Source organism: Pseudemcibacter sp. (genome assembly GCF_965661635.1).
Classification (GTDB): Bacteria; Pseudomonadota; Alphaproteobacteria; order Sphingomonadales; family Emcibacteraceae; genus Pseudemcibacter.
This window is the reverse complement of the sequence record NZ_CBFIEP010000016.1, coordinates 13699-30958: the sequence shown is the minus strand read 5'-3', so window position 1 is coordinate 30958 and position 17260 is coordinate 13699. Positions and strand designations below refer to the sequence as shown.

Annotated in this window: 15 protein-coding genes and 1 other RNA gene; 7 read left to right on the top strand and 9 right to left on the bottom strand. The window is 40.2% G+C overall.

Annotated features, from left to right (window positions below):
• Window positions 1-9 precede the first annotated feature (9 nt).
• Together ACTF6W_RS01040 and ffs are read right to left on the bottom strand one after the other, a co-directional pair.
• Complete coding sequence (locus ACTF6W_RS01040; protein ID WP_438992680.1) at window positions 10-1812, bottom strand: DNA polymerase III subunit gamma/tau; 1803 nt, start codon at window positions 1810-1812, stop codon at window positions 10-12.
• Window positions 1813-1917: 105 nt separating this feature from the next.
• An RNA gene (gene ffs, locus ACTF6W_RS01035) (signal recognition particle sRNA small type) lies at window positions 1918-2011 on the bottom strand.
• 134 nt (window positions 2012-2145) lie between these two features.
• Here ffs and nudC point away from each other — a divergent pair.
• The gene (nudC, locus tag ACTF6W_RS01030) at window positions 2146-3039 is read left to right on the top strand and encodes an NAD(+) diphosphatase (RefSeq protein ID WP_438992679.1); all 894 of its coding nucleotides are present in this window, start codon (window positions 2146-2148) and stop codon (window positions 3037-3039) included.
• A 14-nt stretch (window positions 3040-3053) separates the two neighbouring features.
• Here nudC and ACTF6W_RS01025 read toward each other — a convergent pair whose 3' ends face one another.
• Window positions 3054-3914 (bottom strand): prephenate dehydratase, encoded by an 861-nt coding sequence (locus ACTF6W_RS01025; RefSeq protein WP_438992678.1) that lies wholly within the window; start codon window positions 3912-3914, stop codon window positions 3054-3056.
• A 244-nt stretch (window positions 3915-4158) separates the two neighbouring features.
• On the opposite strand from ACTF6W_RS01025, the gene ACTF6W_RS01020 reads away from it, so the two are divergent.
• On the top strand, window positions 4159-4764 hold the full coding sequence (locus tag ACTF6W_RS01020) for a c-type cytochrome (RefSeq protein WP_438992677.1): 606 nt from the start codon (window positions 4159-4161) through the stop codon (window positions 4762-4764).
• A gap of 57 nt (window positions 4765-4821) precedes the next feature.
• On the opposite strand, the gene ACTF6W_RS01015 is transcribed toward ACTF6W_RS01020, so the two are convergent.
• The 3 genes from ACTF6W_RS01015 to ACTF6W_RS01005 form a co-directional block, all read right to left on the bottom strand.
• Window positions 4822-5685 (bottom strand): C40 family peptidase, encoded by an 864-nt coding sequence (locus tag ACTF6W_RS01015; protein WP_438992676.1) that lies wholly within the window; start codon window positions 5683-5685, stop codon window positions 4822-4824.
• Window positions 5686-5709: 24 nt separating this feature from the next.
• Window positions 5710-6063 carry a MarR family winged helix-turn-helix transcriptional regulator gene (locus ACTF6W_RS01010; protein WP_438992675.1) on the bottom strand — a complete coding sequence of 118 codons (354 nt, stop codon included), beginning with the start codon at window positions 6061-6063 and terminating at the stop codon, window positions 5710-5712.
• A 96-nt stretch (window positions 6064-6159) separates the two neighbouring features.
• Complete coding sequence (locus ACTF6W_RS01005) at window positions 6160-7569, bottom strand: leucyl aminopeptidase family protein (protein WP_438992674.1); 1410 nt, start codon at window positions 7567-7569, stop codon at window positions 6160-6162.
• 70 nt (window positions 7570-7639) lie between these two features.
• On the opposite strand from ACTF6W_RS01005, the gene ACTF6W_RS01000 reads away from it, so the two are divergent.
• Complete coding sequence (locus tag ACTF6W_RS01000) at window positions 7640-8278, top strand: glutathione S-transferase family protein (RefSeq protein ID WP_438992673.1); 639 nt, start codon at window positions 7640-7642, stop codon at window positions 8276-8278.
• 2 nt (window positions 8279-8280) lie between these two features.
• On the opposite strand, the gene ACTF6W_RS00995 is transcribed toward ACTF6W_RS01000, so the two are convergent.
• On the bottom strand, window positions 8281-8979 hold the full coding sequence (locus tag ACTF6W_RS00995) for a hypothetical protein (RefSeq protein ID WP_438992672.1): 699 nt from the start codon (window positions 8977-8979) through the stop codon (window positions 8281-8283).
• 153 nt (window positions 8980-9132) lie between these two features.
• Between ACTF6W_RS00995 and ACTF6W_RS00990 the strand changes: the two genes are divergently transcribed.
• Together ACTF6W_RS00990 and ACTF6W_RS00985 are read left to right on the top strand one after the other, a co-directional pair.
• A complete protein-coding gene (locus ACTF6W_RS00990) occupies window positions 9133-10443 on the top strand; it encodes an APC family permease (RefSeq protein ID WP_438992671.1) in 1311 nt (436 codons plus the stop codon).
• 27 nt (window positions 10444-10470) lie between these two features.
• Complete coding sequence (locus ACTF6W_RS00985; protein ID WP_438992729.1) at window positions 10471-11760, top strand: APC family permease; 1290 nt, start codon at window positions 10471-10473, stop codon at window positions 11758-11760.
• A 20-nt stretch (window positions 11761-11780) separates the two neighbouring features.
• Here the strand turns inward: ACTF6W_RS00985 and ACTF6W_RS00980 are convergent, their stop codons facing one another.
• Both ACTF6W_RS00980 and ACTF6W_RS00975 read right to left on the bottom strand, forming a co-directional pair.
• A complete protein-coding gene (locus ACTF6W_RS00980) occupies window positions 11781-13211 on the bottom strand; it encodes an amidohydrolase (protein WP_438992728.1) in 1431 nt (476 codons plus the stop codon).
• On the bottom strand, window positions 13205-13348 hold the full coding sequence (locus ACTF6W_RS00975) for a hypothetical protein (protein ID WP_438992670.1): 144 nt from the start codon (window positions 13346-13348) through the stop codon (window positions 13205-13207). Before ACTF6W_RS00975 ends, ACTF6W_RS00980 begins: the two co-directional genes overlap by 7 nt.
• 286 nt (window positions 13349-13634) lie before the next feature.
• Here ACTF6W_RS00975 and ACTF6W_RS00970 point away from each other — a divergent pair, with 286 nt between their 5' ends.
• A complete protein-coding gene (locus ACTF6W_RS00970; protein WP_438992669.1) occupies window positions 13635-16526 on the top strand; it encodes a molybdopterin oxidoreductase family protein in 2892 nt (963 codons plus the stop codon).
• Window positions 16527-16528: 2 nt separating this feature from the next.
• Window positions 16529-17260, top strand: coding sequence for a 4Fe-4S dicluster domain-containing protein (locus ACTF6W_RS00965; protein ID WP_438992668.1), 732 nt, complete (start codon window positions 16529-16531; stop codon window positions 17258-17260).

Here is a 17260-nt window from a genome sequence, read left to right as displayed (position 1 = left end):
CAATTAAAGTTAATCATCTTCAAGGCCGAATTCATCGGCGCTTATTAAAAAATCTGTATCAAAGCTGTTTGGCTCAATGACAAAAGCATCTTTTATTTTTCGAATATCGGATAAAGATGCTCCTGCAAAAGTGCCTAAAATTGACTTGATCAGGTCATCTTCCAATACCATTTCTTTTAATGCGGCTTGTTCCGCTTTATCTTTTTCATAAAGCGTGTCTTCACCAAGTCCCGTTGAAATGGAAATTACCCAATTCTGTCCGGTCCATTCTTTAAGGAGGCCGGACATGCGTCCAGTCATATTTTTTGGGACGCGATCATTAATCCTAATATCGATACGTCCTTGGTCGAAACTTACCGGTCTTACATTATCATTTAAGTGGAACGCGATATCCGGCTCCCCTTTCTTTTCAAATAATGCAGCTAGTTCTTCAAAATTGCTCGGTGATCTGGCAAACTCTTCATTTGTATTTGGAACGGGATCACTGACACGAACGGCTGTTTGACCAGACCCTTGTATGACATTGAATGCTTGAGGCGCGCCTCCCGTTTCGTTTGATCCATCGGTAATTGAAGTCTTACTATGTGCTGTTGTTCCAGCGCCTTGCGGATTTGCAGAACTCGTTTGTGATGGTTGGTCAGGATTATTTTTAATCTGTTTTACCAGCTCTTCTGGTGAAGGCAGGTTTGCACTATAGGTTAGACGAACGATTACCATTTCAGCAGCTGAAATAGGATTAGGCGAAACCCGAACTTCTTCTGTCCCTTTTAATAACATTTGCCAAGTCCTGGTAAGAACAGGAATAGATAATCCATTCGCCATATCGAGGCCTTGTTTTCGTTCAGCCTCAGAAGTAACCAAATCATCTCCTGCATCTGGAACAACTTTTAATCTTGTAAGCCAATGCGTTAGTTCAAGCATATCTTGAATTGTAACGGCCGGATCGGCACCATGATGGAATTGATGTCTTAGTTTTGCGAGTGCATCCGCTGTTTTACCGGATAGAATATCTTTATAAAGATCAAAGATTTGCGCGCGATCAGCAAGGCCTAGCATATCACGCACTTGTTCTTCGCTTACTTTACCTGCTCCATGTGCAAAGGCTTGATCGAGTAAGGATAAGCCATCTCTAACCGATCCTTCCGCTGCACGAGCGATCATTGCAAGTGCGGGCTCTTCAATTTCACAGTTTTCTTTTTTTGCGATATTGGAATAATGGCCCATTAATTCTTCAATAGAAACGCGACGAAGGTCAAACCGTTGGCATCGACTTAATACCGTGACAGGAACTTTTCTGATTTCTGTAGTAGCAAAAATAAATTTCACATGTTCGGGCGGCTCTTCTAAAGTTTTAAGAAGCGCGTTAAAGGCATTTCTTGAAAGCATATGAACTTCGTCAATGATGTATATTTTAAAGCGAGCAGAGACGGAAGCATATTTTACACCATCAATAATTTCACGAATATCATCGATACCTGTACGACTGGCAGCATCCATTTCCATGACATCCACATGACGGGATTCGCTTATCGAAACGCAGTTTTCACATTCACCGCACGGTTCAATAGTCGCCTGTCCATTACCATCAGGTCCGATACAGTTGAGCGCTTTAGCAATAATACGTGCCGTTGTTGTTTTACCAATTCCGCGTACGCCTGTTAAAATAAAAGCATGGGCAAGTCTACCTGTCTCAATAGCATTTGATAAAGTGCGGACCATTGCGTCTTGGCCGATAAGTTCAGCAAAATCAACGGGTCTGTATTTCCTTGCGAGGACTCTGTAATGAGTGTCGTTCTCTGAAATTTCCGACATTAAATTTGTTGTTCCCTGAATAAATGAATCATTTCAGGTTTGACTATAAAATGACGCTGCGACGATTGCTATAGAGGATATGAAAATATTTCATTTTTTTATAGAAAAGTGAGAGATTGAACGACCCGGCTATCCCGTTACGGCTGCTCCCTTCCGGGCCTGACCGGATTGGCGGGTTGACCGTCCGCCAATCTCTCGGGCTCTATATGGTCTTTTTTGATTATGATTTCAAGATAAATTTATCATAACAATTTAAGATATTTACTATTACATGCTTATCGACACTGGTCTTTTATATAAAATTATGTCACTAGTTCTAAAAAAGGGTGAAAAATGTATTTTGAAAATTCTTGTATTTTTGCTGAATTTCCTTTGGATTCTTCTGATCACCTAAGAGGGGATGACCAAACACTCAACAAATTGAAAATAGAAAAAACCACTAAGGTAATCGGTTATCGAAATGGCGAAGCTTTGGTTGAAAGTGAGAATAAAATTCATTTTCTTTCATCATGTGAAGCAAATGACACGGCAATCTTTTTAGGACTAAAAGAGGGATCTGCCTATTTTGCTGTTGAACTGGATGAATATTTTCAAGAGCCAAATCATACTGTATTTTTAGACATGAGATCCATTGCAAAGGAAGTAGCAATGGATGGGTTTTCAAGTCATCCATCATTGCTTGCGCGGGGTAAAATGCTCTTAGACTGGCATAGCCGTCACCAGTTTTGTGCAAATTGTGGCGCCATAAGTGAAATAAAAAAAGGGGGGTATGTTCGCCACTGTAAAAATTGCGAAACAGATCATTTTCCACGTGTTGACCCTGTCGTTATCATGATGGTTATATATAAAGATAAATGTCTTTTGGGGCGCAGTCCTCAATTTTTACCAGGAATGTATTCTGCATTGGCGGGCTTTATGGAGCCCGGAGAAACTATAGAAGAGGCATGCCGAAGAGAAGTATATGAAGAAGCAGGCATAAAAGTCGGTAATGTTAAATACGTCAAAAGTCAACCTTGGCCATTTCCATCATCATTAATGATTGGAGTGATAGCAGAGGCCTTAGATGATAATATCAATATTGATAATGATGAGCTTGAAGACGCAAAATGGTTTGATAAAAAGGCAATACAATCGGTCTTAAAAAATGGCGGGGACGATGACTTTAGAGTACCTGAAAAGCTCGCAATAGCAAGGCACTTACTTGAAGTGCATATGATGGCAGAATGAGCTTCTGAAAAGACTTAACCGCGTTTATTAATTCTGTATTGTGATTGTGGATAACTTCCAAGAATGCGGTATTCACTGGTATAAAAGGCTAATTCTTCAAAAGCATTTTGCACGGCAATATCGTCTTGGTGTCCTTCAATATCTGCATAAAATTGTGTCGCGCTAATTGCACCATCCAACTGATAACTTTCTAACTTGGTCATATTGATGCCATTGGTGGCAAAGCCCCCCATTACTTTATAAAGAGCCGCTGGTGTATTTCGCACTTGAAAGATAAATGAAGTCATATTGGGCTGATCTTGTGGGAGTTTATTTAATGCTTCGCGAGAAAAAACTACAAAACGTGTTGTATTATGACTTGCGTCTTCGATATCTTTTTTAAGTGTATCTAATCCATATATCTCACCAGCGAGTGAAGAGGCGACAGCACCAATAGTTGGATCACCCAATTCAGAAACATGTTTTGCTGCTGCTGCGGTATCTGCAAAAACTTCTCTTCTTATCCCTAATGCGTCCATCGTACGTCGCACTTGACCTAAAGCTTGCTCATGACTTCGTACAATTTTAATGTCTTCAATAGATGTTCCGGGTAACGCTAGCAAATGGTGGTTAATTCTTAAAAAATGTTCCCCAATAATATGCAAATTTGAGTGAGGGATTAAATAATGAATATCCGCAACACGTCCCGCTACACTATTTTCGATGGGAATTACAGCATATTTCACATCACCTTCATCAACCGCCGATAATGCATCTTCGAATGTACGACAGGGTAAAACTTCCATATCTGGAAATAATTGTTTTGCCGCCAGGTTTGAATAAGCGCCTAAGTCGCCCTGAAAAGATACAAGATTGTCGTTAGTGGTTTTTGCCATTTTTTCTAGTCTCCAAAATATTTCGGCAGTATTCATTTTTAGTCTATGACTGTCAATGATAGAGAAAAGATTATTTTTATGAGAAAAATTAAGGATATTTAATGATTTTATGCTTAAATCATCTTGTCTAGTGTATAAAAAATCTATACATAGTAGGCATAGTGAAGAGTTATGATTCTGAAGAATAGAATTAAAATGATAGGCTCTTTTAATATTAAACTGTTATTGGTTACGGGGATTTACCGTGAATTCACATGATTTAAATAAGTTTGCAATGGGCACCTTGATCGCAATTTTAGGTGTAATTGGTTTTAACCTTCTTTCTGAAAGTATTTTTCATCAAGCACCATTAGAAGCAAACGCATATCCAATTGATACTTCTGCTGTTGCTAGTGCGTCTGTTGCAGATGTTGCGGTTGAAGAAGGTCCTTCAATTGCTGAATTGCTTCAAACTGCTGATATTGAAAAAGGTATGTCAGTCTTTAGAAAATGCGCAGCTTGTCACACAAAAGAAAATGGCGGCGCTAATAAAATTGGTCCTAACCTTTGGAATGTTGTTGGTAGAGACGTTGCCACAAACGGTACATTTAATTATTCAGATGCTATGCTTGCTCAAGAAGGTGGATGGTCATTTGATTTATTGAATAGATACCTAACGAAGCCGAAAGATGCAATTCCAGGAAACAAAATGGTATTTGCGGGTCTTAAAAAAGGTTCTGATCGTGCAAATGTCATGATGTACTTACGTTCACTTTCTGATGCTCCTATGGAACTGCCAACTATGGCAGCTGTAGAAGAAGTTATGGAAGAAGCGACTGAAGCAGTAGAAGCTGCTCCTGAAGCAATGTAATTTCTGAAAAGAAAATTTTTAAAGCCGCTGATTTATCAGCGGCTTTTTTTATGCTTTTTAAAGATTTAGGGAGATACGCTTTATCGAGCTAAGAGGGGGTTTTTCAGTTTGAAAGCTCACGATGTCTATCACATCTCTTAAAGGATCAATACTGACGCGCATATGATGAGCATTCGCATGTAGTAAATGCATATCGTCAAGCATAATACCGACATGACCCGGGAAAAAAGCAAGATCACCATATTCAGGAACTTTGTCTTCTTTTAACTGCATTCCAAGTTCAGCTTCTTGCAGATCAGCATCCCGCGGCACCGCTATTCCAACAGAAGCATAAGCGATTTGTATGAGGCCACTACAGTCAATTCCAGCGTTACTTCTACCGCCCCATAAATAGGGGGTATAGAGAAACTTTAGAGCTTCTGAAACTGGATCTTTACCATAATCTTTTGATATATGGGTCGCGTAAACCCAATTTCCATCTGCTAAAGGTAGGAAGCCGTTTGTCTGAGCTTCATCAATGATAGATACATCAGACATCATATGCAGCATATCAACTGGTTGAGTTTTTAAATTAGGTTCAGGGTAAATATGTGAGCTAACGGCGCTGACATGATGTGTGGTTTCGTGAAGATCGAGTGTCAGGCTATTAAGTGAACAGTATCCAACATAACCATCTTTTACGGATTGTCCCCACGCCCAACCATCATTAATTTCAAATACGAAAAAATATTCCCCGTATAGTAATTGACTAACCAAGGGAGTATTCGCGTCTGGTATTGCAAATAATCGAGAAATACCGGTCGCGACTTGATATTTCTCACCTTCCAAAAATTCTTTTGAGGTCACTTTACCTTTAAGTTCAATATTGGCGATATCATCGCGATAGGCGAATAAACGCTTGTCTAAATCCATATTTGTCATATCCCACCCCCAAGGTTTTAAACGTTAGTTATCTTTAGCTTCTTCATTAGATTTTTCAATCATTTCAGCAAAATCAGTAAGGAAGACGGCCCCTCTAACCGTACGGGTAATAAAAACGCTTCTTCGGTCATTTTCATCTCTAACTCGCTTTATCAGTCCCAAAATACTTAACGTGTCTATGCATCTGGTAATAACGGGTTTTGAAACATCAATTGCGGCCGCCAAGCCGCGAACGGTGTGTTGCTTTGGCTCAAGATAAACCATCAGCATTACACTGAGTTGCCTTGTTGTCAGGTCTGGACCCTTTTTTAAAACGATATTCGTCAGAGTTTGTTTCCATAGCCGCAACCCTGCGTGACCACTAAGTTCAAATTCCATAGTATACCCGTTGTGTTACTAAATTTTACTCTAAACGATCTGAATAATGCCAAGGAATCAATAATTTATCAATGGCTTTGTTTTTTCGCGACTTGATCATTTTGCATATTTACTATGTAAATATGCCATGACTGCCCTAAGCCCCATGGCTTCACCACCTTTAGGACGTCCAGGACGATCTGACATATTCCACGCATAAACATCAAAATGCGCCCAAGAAATTCCGTCATCAACAAAATGTTTTAAATAGAGGGCCGCCGTGATAGCACCGCCAAAACCAGTACTGGCAACGTTATTGATTTCAGCAATATTACTAGATAACAATTTCCGATAAGGTTCATATAGAGGAAGTTGCCATAGTGGATCATTTTCACTTCTCATATGTTGCTGTAAACCGTTATGGAGTTCATCATCGTCTGTAAAATATGGCGGTATGTCTGCGCCCATTGCCACTCTTGCAGCGCCTGTTAAGGTGGCAAAATCAAGAATTAATTCGGGTTTTTCTTCACAGGCCAATGTTAAGGCATCACAAAGCACTAAACGTCCTTCTGCATCAGTGTTGCCAATTTCAATGGTTGTGCCTTTATAACTTTTAATAATATCACCAGGTCTAAATGCGTTACCAGAAATATTATTCTCAACCGCAGGAATTAGTATCCTTAACCTAACATCAAGACCACTTTCCATTATCATTTGACCAAGGCCCAAAACATGGGCGGCCCCGCCCATATCCTTTTTCATAATAAGCATTGCACTAGACGGTTTCATATCTAAGCCGCCAGTATCAAAGCAGACACCTTTTCCAACAAGGGTTAGTTTTGGAGAAGATTTATTACCCCAACTTATATCAATAAGACGAGGTTCTTTTTCAGCGGCACGCCCGACTGTATGGATAGTTTCATATCCTTTTTTAAGAAGCTCTTCGCCGACCGTGACTTTGAATTTTGCTTTATATGCTTTTGCGAGCTCTTTTGCCGCATCTGATAATTCGGGCGGTCCCATATCACATGTTGGTGTGTTTACTAAATCCCGCGTTAAACATGTGCCACGTACAGAACTGCATACATTTTGATAACTGCAATTATCGGGAACGACCAGTTTAACGGATCTTTTTTTCTTTTCTTTAAGATATCTTTCAAATTTATAATCCGCCATCGCCCAACCAAAGGATGCTTGATTTGCATTTAGAACAACTAATTCATTTGAAATTTTATAAAGGCCGTCTGGTAGAGAAGATGATAATTTTGAAAACACCCATGGGTCTATTTCATTTTTATCGAGACCAAAAGCCACAAAATCGATATTTCCTTCTTCAGCGGTGAACGTAATGAGCGAGCCATGAGTTGCAGTAAAGTTATTCGTTTTAACCCATTTCTTTTGACTATTAGTAAGCCCTTTATTCCATTTATTGAAATCATCTTTAAAAACGATATCAATGGCAATGGTCGGTTTCTTAGTTTTATTGATCAAACTGGAAATTTTACCGGTGTGGATATATTTAGACACTTGCAATCCTTTTATTCTGGGTTATCGTGCCATTGTAATCAGAGTTTATCAAAAATGTTAGGATTAAATGATGTCAAATTTCACTTTAATAATTGGTAATAAAAATGTTTCTAGTTGGTCCCTTAGAGGCTGGCTTGCTATTAAGCATGCTAACGTCGATTTTAATGAAATTCTGATTAATTTAAGGCCCGAATGTGAATACGATAAATTAAATGCGCTTTCGCCAGCGGGTAAAGTACCCACTTTAAAAATCGGCGAAGATCAATTCGTCTGGGATAGTTTAGCGATCGCAGAATTTTTTAATGATATTTCTCAGGATACTAGTTATTGGCCAACTGATATCGAAGAAAGGGCACACGCAAGGTCGGTTTCAGCCGAAATGCATTCTGGTTTTGTGGCGCTTAGATCGATCATGCCAATGGATTGTTTAAATAAATATGACAGACCTGAAATGACATCTGACTTAAAAAAGGATATCGATAGGGTTATAGAGATCTGGTCAGAGTGCCGAAATAAATATGCTGCAAAAGGGTCATTCCTTTTCGGTGAATATTCGATTGCAGATATGATGTACGCACCCGTGGTATTTAGGTTTAAAGGATACGGAATTGAATTGCCCGATGTAATTGAAACCTATTGTTCTGCTATTATTTCACATCCTGATGTTCAGGACTGGCTTGAAGAATGTGACCCTAATGATAAAGGATAATTTTAAAGGTTACATTGCTGAACGCTTGCATCCACAAAACTGGTTCGACCAGGCGTGATAGTAAATCGATATTCGAAACCGTTTGTAATCACACTGTGATAAAGTGGTAATGTACCCGAAACTTCTTGTTGTTCACCACCGGCGAGCATAAAATTAATGGTGACTTCTTTCGTCGGATCAAACCATGCCTCAGGGCTTCCGTTTTCGTTTAACGATGGTGTGCCTGTTCCAGCTAATGTGATTAAACCAAGGTAATAGCTTGCTGTTGAAACCGATTCTGTTGATAAATTGGTTAAGACTATAAATCGTTTTGTATCAATTTCTGCGAAACAAGATGCATCTTTAGTCACACCATTTATGATGGTTTCCATGCGGCTAAATTCGACACCTGAATTGGCTTTCTCCGTAACTGTTGCAATTAAACTTTTCATTTCTTCGTTTGGAAGCAATTGGTTTAATTGATCAAGTTGAGCTTTATCTTGCCCAAGTTCAACTTTCAGTTTTTTGTTCTCAGCAATTTGGGTTTCGTATCGTGTTTTCCAAAGAAATACTTCTTCTTGTGCGACTGAAATACCGATTTCATGAGCGAAATAACCGATGCCGCCGCAAATGCCGATGACAAGGACGAATTTAATAAAAGCCCATATCCTTTTATTGCGCCGTTTTTGCTTTTCTTTTCTATGTACAAGACCTAGTGACATGCTGATTCCGTGTTCGTTTTATTTTCTTCGCATATATTATGCGAAAAGTCCTAAAATTAAAGTTAAAATATTTTTTGTTATATTTATGGCGGTTTTTTTATTATGGTTCATGAGAGGATACAATAAAAACACAAAAAAAATATAGGGAAAATTATGAGTAGCGGGATGAATGTAGATGCCAACGAAGCTAAGCTAAAACGTGATATTGGTTTATTTGCTGTCGGCTTGTTGGTGTTAAATGGTGTAATTGGGGCTGGAATATTTGGATTGCCCGGTAAGTTGGTAGAACAAGCGGGCATCTGGGGGCCTTGGCTTATTATAATATTTGGCGTTCTTATATCGTCAGTCGTTTGGACATTCGCATCAATCGCAAGTTATTTTAATACAACCGGTGGCCCTGTTGCATACGCAAACCGTGCTTTTGGACCGCTTGTTGGGTTTCAAACGGGTTGGCTTCTTTATATTGGGCGGGTTACTGCAATTGGCGCAAATACCAATGTATTGGTTACATATGCGTTAGATTTAGCAAAAGTAGCTGATAGTGAAATGTTGCGTGGGTTTTTACTATTAATGATTATTGGCGGATTGGTCGCCATAAATATTATGGGTGTCAAAAAGACCGTTAAAGCAATTAATGTTATTACACTTATTAAAATTTTACCCGTACTTTTGCTAATTGTGTTGGCTATTCCGCATATAACTCCGGATAAAGCATTTCCAAACGGTGTACCTGAATTTGATCAAGTAAGCGGTCTTGTACTTATTATTCTATATGCTTTTGTTGGATTTGAAGGCGCTCTTGTCACCGCAGGTGAAACAAAAGACCCTAAGAAAACCATCCCTCGGGCTTTATTCACGGGTATCTTTATTATCACTGCAATTTACTTCTTAATATCATGGACTTATGTCAATGCGGTGGAAGATTTGGGCGGAGATACGCCATTAATAGATATGGGTGAAGTTCTGATAGGGCCGATTGGTGTGGTAATGATCGTGATAGCGGCGATCTTTTCTATTCTTGGTAATGCGACTGCGATCGTAGTCGCTGCTCCCCGTATGACGTTTGCCATGGCAGAAGAAGGATCATTGCCCGCGTGGTTTGGAAAAGTTCACGATAAATATTCGACACCTGCGAATTCGATCATGTTTTTAGGGGTTCTTGCTTTTTTCTTAGCCATATCTGGTACCTTTGTTTATCTGGCTGCTGCAAGCACATTAGCAAGAATGATCGCTTATATAATTTGCATGGTGTCATTACCGGTTATTAGGAAAAAAGCTGATCAGGAAACACTTGATAATGCAATGCTGCTTCCTTTTGGATATCTCATTCCCATTATTGCAATTATTGTTTGTACGTTCGCTATCGTTCAAGCGGATATCATCAACTGGGCATATATTATTGGCTTTATAGTGCTTGGTAGCGGTTTATATTTTGCGAATTCTATTTTTGCTAAAAAAGGCTAATAGCTATATTCAAGAAAGGAATTATACATCGAAGAAAAAGCTTCATTAAAACGTGATATCGGCATCGTTGCCGCTTGTTTCTTGGTTCTCAATGGCATTATCGGTGCTGGCATTTTTGGTTTACCCGGAAGATTGGTTGATGCCGCTGGCGATTTTAGCCCTTGGCTTATTCTTATTTTTGGCTTTCTTACTTTAACGGTTGTTTGGTCTTTTGCGGCCCTTTCCAGCTATTTTAGTGATACGGGAGGGCCGATAAAATATGTGTCGCAAGCATACGGCCCATTAATGGGGTTTCAAACAGGATGGCTTCTTTATATTGGCCGTATTGCCGCTTTTGCAGCCAACATCAATTTATTATTCGATTATGGGGCCTATCTATGGCATGGGGTAGAACCCGGATTAATCAGAAATATATTCATCGCGTTCATCGTGGTGAGCTTAACCGCAATTAATATATATGGCGTTCGCCGCGCCATAGGTGCAATAAGTGTTTTAACTTATCTAAAATTACTGCCGCTCATCTTACTCGTATTATTAGGATTAAGTTATATACCTGCTGAAAATTGGGTGCCGGGAGATATTCCTTACTTGGATAATACTGGCGCCGTCGTCCTATTAATTTTCTTTGCTTTCACGGGATTTGAATCTGCACTTGCTTCTGCGGGTGAAACTAAGAACGCGAAAAAAACTTTGCCGATTGCTTTGCTTATTATTCTGGTTTTCTCAACAATTATCTACTTTTTATTGCAGCTAGTATATGTGTCAGTAGCGCCACCAAATAATGGCGATGCGCCACTTGTTGAACTTGGGCGCGTTTTAATGGGGCCTATGGGTGGTACATTTATTATATTTGTAGCAATGTTTTCAATCCTAGGTAATGTGGCGGGCATTGTGCTTTTTGCTTCTCGTTCTTCCTTTGCAATGGCCCAAGAAGGCACACTACCAATGTGGTTTGGAAAAGTGCATGAGAAATATTATACTCCTTCAAATTCTTTGCTATTTCAGGGTGGCTTGGTATTGATTTTGGCGACCACCGGAACATTTGTCTATCTCGCCGTTGCGGGTACTTTAGCCCGTATGATCGCTTATGCCATAAGTATTTCGGCCCTTCCTCGGGTAAGAAAAAATGCCACAGAAGAAGAACGCCAAAATGCTTTTAAAATTCCGGGTGGTTATATCATTCCTGTAATCGGAATATGCGTTTGTATTTTTGCGATGACACAATCTGAACTGCGCAATTGGATATATTTATTTTCTTTTGTCGCTCTAGGAACACTACTTTATTTATTAAACAACAAAATTAAAAAGGGCGACTAATAAGTCGCCCTTTATGTTGATTACGGTAATGTTGGATATGTAATTCCAAGTTGTTCGAGATAAGTATTATATTTCTTTGGATCATAATATAATTTTTTAAGTTCAGGCTTAAATTTAGCCATGATGTCTACGTTCTTCTCAATTGCTGGTTTTTCTGTGGCACTTATAAAAGGCACGTATTTAGTATCTTTTAGTTGGACGTTATGAAAATAATCATTGGCATCTTTAATTATCTGTGGGTTCATCAATAAATCAACAAGTGTCCTTGCGATGACTTTGGCACCGACAACGGACCCTTTATGTGCAACCGGGGTTGCCATAGCAATTGTATTGCGCCAATTATGCCCACCCAGATCATTGATGTTCGCAGGAAAACGTAAATTAATAGTAGGCACCAACCATGAAATGTCGCCAATGTCATCTGATCCGCCACTAATCGGATATGCTGATGGGCCGGTTAATTCATTGGGTTCCGTTTTCAAGCCGGTCTGTTCAGTGTTTGCAAGCTTTTGCACAGCTTTCGCAAATTGTTGATCTTTGGCATCCCATTTAGGCATGCCTACGGCTTGAATATTTTTATCGACAGCTTCTGCAATTGGCTTGTTAAAAAAGCGCGGCCATGCACCACCAACCACACGGTGCGATACGGTGGTATCTGTCATTAATGCGGCGCCTTCTGCGGTTTTATTCAATTTTTCATAATTTTCTAGAATATTTTCCGCAGTCATTTCCCGAATATAATACCAAACCGATGCCGTTTGTGGCACGACATTTGGTTGATCACCGCCATCAGAAATAATGTAATGGGATCTCTGAAGTGGATGCAAATGTTCGCGCCTCGCATTCCAGCCAGCATTCATGAGCTCAACAGCATCAAGTGCACTTTTACCGCGCCAAGGGGCGCCCGCACTATGTGAGCTTTCTCCTTTAAAGGTATATTCTACGGATATAAGGCCGGTACCGTTTGCTTTACCATATGAGGTCGCTAAATTTCCTGATACATGTGTGAAAAGTACTGCATCAACATCGTCAAATAACCCTTCACGTGTCATGAATGCTTTTCCTGCTAAAAGCTCTTCGGCGATGCCCGGCCATATGACAAGCGTCCCGGGCAAATTCTCTCGCATCATGACATCCTGTAACGCTAACGCCGCTGTGATAATAACGGCCATACCGGAATTATGACCCTCACCATGTCCGGGAGCCCCTTCTATAAGAGGGGTTTTATAAGCGACGCCAGGTTTTTGGGATGCTTTTGGAATTCCGTCTACATCTGTGCCCAAAGCAATGATAGGGTGACCACTACCCCATTTTGCAATCCACCCAGATGGCAATCCCGCTACACCTTTTTCAACGCGAAAACCGTTATCTAACAAAACTTCACTGATGTATCGTTGCGTTTCATACTCCTGAAACCCAAGTTCCGAAAAGCTGAATAAGCTATCTACAATTTCCTGAACGAGTTTTTCATTTTTTCGACGGATAGGCTTACTTCATCTTTAATGGCTTCAATTTTGGCCATATCTTGTGCTTTTGCCATTATAGAAAACGACATAGTTAGAAATAAAATAGCGGTGATAGTACGCATGAGTTCCTCCCTTGTAAGTATCTTCGTATTATGGTCGAAAAAAAAGAATGGATCAACTCATGTGCTTATGGTCATAAATTTAAAAGAAAATTTTAATTTCTATTTGATTAATTCTTGTCATAAGAGTGCGGATTTCGCAAAATAACTAAAAAGAATTTCTATAATAATGTTTTAAGTGGGATTTCATTCTACAGATTTGGTGTTATGGTAGAATATTAAAAAAATATACTTTTTTGTTTATGTTAATGTCTAAATAATTAACGTGAGGGGTCCGGTGGTTTAGTTCATGAAAAATAAAAGTAGCGATCAAATAAAAACAACGACTTGTTATATGTGTGCGTGTCGCTGTGGTATCAATGTTCATCTTAAAGATGGTAAAGTAAAATATATTGAAGGAAATCCTGATCACCCTGTGAATAAAGGTGTGCTTTGTGCTAAGGGCTCTGCCGGTATTATGCAACATTATTCACCAGCAAGATTGACCGCTCCTTTAAAAAGAGTTGGTCCAAGGGGAAGTGGTGAATTTGAAGAAATCTCATGGGACGAGGCCATGGAAATGGCCACCGAGAAGCTACGTGCCGTTAGAGAAAAAGATCCAAAGAGATTAGCTTTTTTTACCGGACGAGACCAAAGCCAAGCACTAACGGGCTGGTTCTCTGCAAAATTCGGAACACATAATTATGCGGCACATGGTGGTTTTTGCTCAGTCAATATGGCGGCTGCTGGACTTTATTCAATTGGCGGTTCCTTTTGGGAATTTGGTGAGCCGGACTGGCATCAGACAAAATATTTTATAATGTTTGGTGTTGCAGAAGATCACGATTCCAACCCAATTAAAAAAGGTATTGGGACGATTAAATCCCGTAAAGGGACCAAATATGTTTCTGTTAATCCTGTACAGTCTGGATATGCCGCCATTGCAGATGAGTGGTTAGGAATTAGGCCAGGTGCAGATGGATTATTTGTCGGTGCATTAATTGCGGAATTGATAAAAGCCGAAAAAATTGATTGGAATTTTTTAAATCGATATACCAATAGTCCGTGGCTTGTAATTGATGCGCCAGGCACAGCCTATCATGGTCTTTTTGCCAGAAACGGATCAGGGGAGCCGATGTGTTTTGATACTAAAAAGCAGGCCGTTGATGAATTTAAAGTTGGTACATCAAATCCGGCGATGGTTGGGACATACGAACTTGGGGACGGAACAAAAGCCACGCCAGCATTTCAGCACATAATAGAAGAATTTTTAAGCGAAAAATATAATCTGGAAAATGTTGAAAATGAAACGGGCATAAAGGCGACCGATATAGAACGTATAGCGGCAGAAATTGCTGAAGTAGCCTTTAGTGAAGAAATCGTCATCGATCAGGAATGGACCGACAGTTATGGCAATAAGCATGATCAAGTCATAGGTCGACCTGTCTCTTTTCATGCAATGCGAGGTATTGCCGCTCATAAAAATGGATTTGAAACATGCAGAATGATCCATTTATTGCAAACTTTGCTTGGTGCTATTGATGGTCCGGGGTCATTTAAATATAAACCACCATTTCCTAGACCTACACCGCCACATAAGAAAAATGCTCGGTTTTCAGCCGCACCCGGCGAAGTTTGCGAAGCGGAACCTCTTGGATTTCCCGCTGGACCAGAAGATCTTGCCGTTGATGAAAATGGTGAACCAACAAGATTAGATAAAGCTTTTTCTTGGGAATATCCGCTTGCCATTCATGGTATGATGCATATGTCGCTTCATAATGCATGGGCAGGAGATCCTTATAAGGTTGATGTCTTTATGATGTATATGGCAAACATGGCGTGGAATTCGTCAATGAATGTTGAAAACGCTATTAAATATATGACGGATAAAGATCCTGAGACAGGCGACTATAAAATTCCATATATTATTTATTCAGACGCATTTTATTCTGAAACAGTCCCATATGCCGATTTAATTTTGCCTGATACAACTTATCTTGAACGATGGGATGCGATATCGATGCTGGATCGGCCGATCGGCACTGCAGAAGCGGCAGCGGATTCAATTCGTCAACCGGTTGTTGAGCCAGACCGTGACGTAAGGCCGTTTCAGGATGTTATTCTTGATCTTGGTGCGCGTCTTGGTTTGCCTGGTATGGTAAAAGATGACGGAAGCCCACAATATCCCGGCGGTTATAGTGATTATTTGACAAATCATGAGAGGGCACCGGGCGTTGGGCCACTTTCCGGTTGGCGTGGAAAAGACGGCGAAAGCCAAGGTAAGGGAGAGCCCAACCAAGACCAGCTTAAAAAATATATCGAAAATGGATGTTATTGGGAATTTGAACTACCGGAAGCAGAGCAATATAACCGTTTTGCAAATAAAGCATATCTGGAAACCGCCACCAAAATGGGATGGATGGGATCACCAGAACCCATTGTTTTAAATGTGTATAATGAGATGTTGCAAAAATTCCATCTTGCGGCTGAAGGATACGGCGAACATCTTCCACCAGAACATGCACGTGAAAGAATAAAAGAATATTTTAATCCTGTGCCAACCTGGTATCCTGTACAAGAGCATGTGGACAGTAAAAGCGACGAATATCCGCTTTCTGCGCTAACGCAACGTCCTGCGCATATGTATCATTCATGGGGTAGTCAAAATGCATGGTTAAGGCAACTCACATCACAAAATTATTTATACATCAACGGCGAAACCGCTAAGGGCTTAGGGGTCGATGATCTTGATTGGGTATGGGTAAAAAGTCCGCACGGCGAAGTAAAAGTGCAAGCAAAATATATGGACGGCCTTAATCCCGGTACAGTATGGACATGGAACGCTATTGGGAAAAGACGCGGCGCGTGGGCACTGGATGAAAATTCACCAGAGTTACAAAAAGCATTTCTTTTAAATCATGTTTTATCGGAAAATTTAACCAACGATGAGGGTGAAACCCGTTCGAATTCTGATCCTGTCACAGGACAAGGGGCATGGTTTGATGCCCGTGTGAAAATTGAACGAGCCGAAAACCAGGCTGATGAAGTGACATCGCCGTTGATTGATCCCGTTAAATTTTATGATAAACACCCAAGACCGGATGTCTTGCAATATGGTTTTGATAAGGAGTTATCCTTTGATGAATATGAACGATCCCTTGGAACAAATAGTTCAGTGAAAACTGAAAAAGAGGAGGCGTAAAGATGACTTGTTTACCGGAAAAAACAGATAAAAAGCTTGGTCTTCTTATTGATTTGAATATTTGTGTTGGGTGTCACGCCTGTGCCGTAAACTGTAAAGAATGGAATACAAGTGGCATCACTGGCCCTATGGAAGATTTAAAACCTTATGGCGATGACCCCAGTGGTGTTTGGTATAACCGCATACATAGTTACGAATTTAAAAAAGAAGGGGAGACGGACCGAACCGTATATTTCCCAAAATCCTGTCTTCATTGTGATGATGCGCCTTGTGTCACCGTATGTCCAACGGGCGCATCTTTAAAGAGGTCAGAAGATGGCATTGTGCTCGTTAATCCTGATGTATGTATTGGTTGTAAGTTATGCTCATGGGCTTGTCCTTACGGTGCACGTGAATATGATACGACGGCTGGTGTAATGCAAAAGTGTACTTTATGCGTTGATAAAATCTATGACGAAAGTATCCCAGAAGAGCGCCGTGTTCCATCATGTGTATCAACCTGTCCCGCTGGTGCGCGTCATTTCGGTGATTTTGCGGACCCCAACTCGAATGTTTCTCAATTGGCAGCTGAAGGTGATGCGCGTGATTTATTTCCAGAAATGGAAACGAAGCCAGTTAATCAATATTTGGCACCTGAGAAACGTGAACAAAAAGAAAATAAAAAACTCACTGAAAAAGTGACATCTGTTAAAGACGCCCTAACGAAATGGGCGATGTTAGATTTTACAGGATAA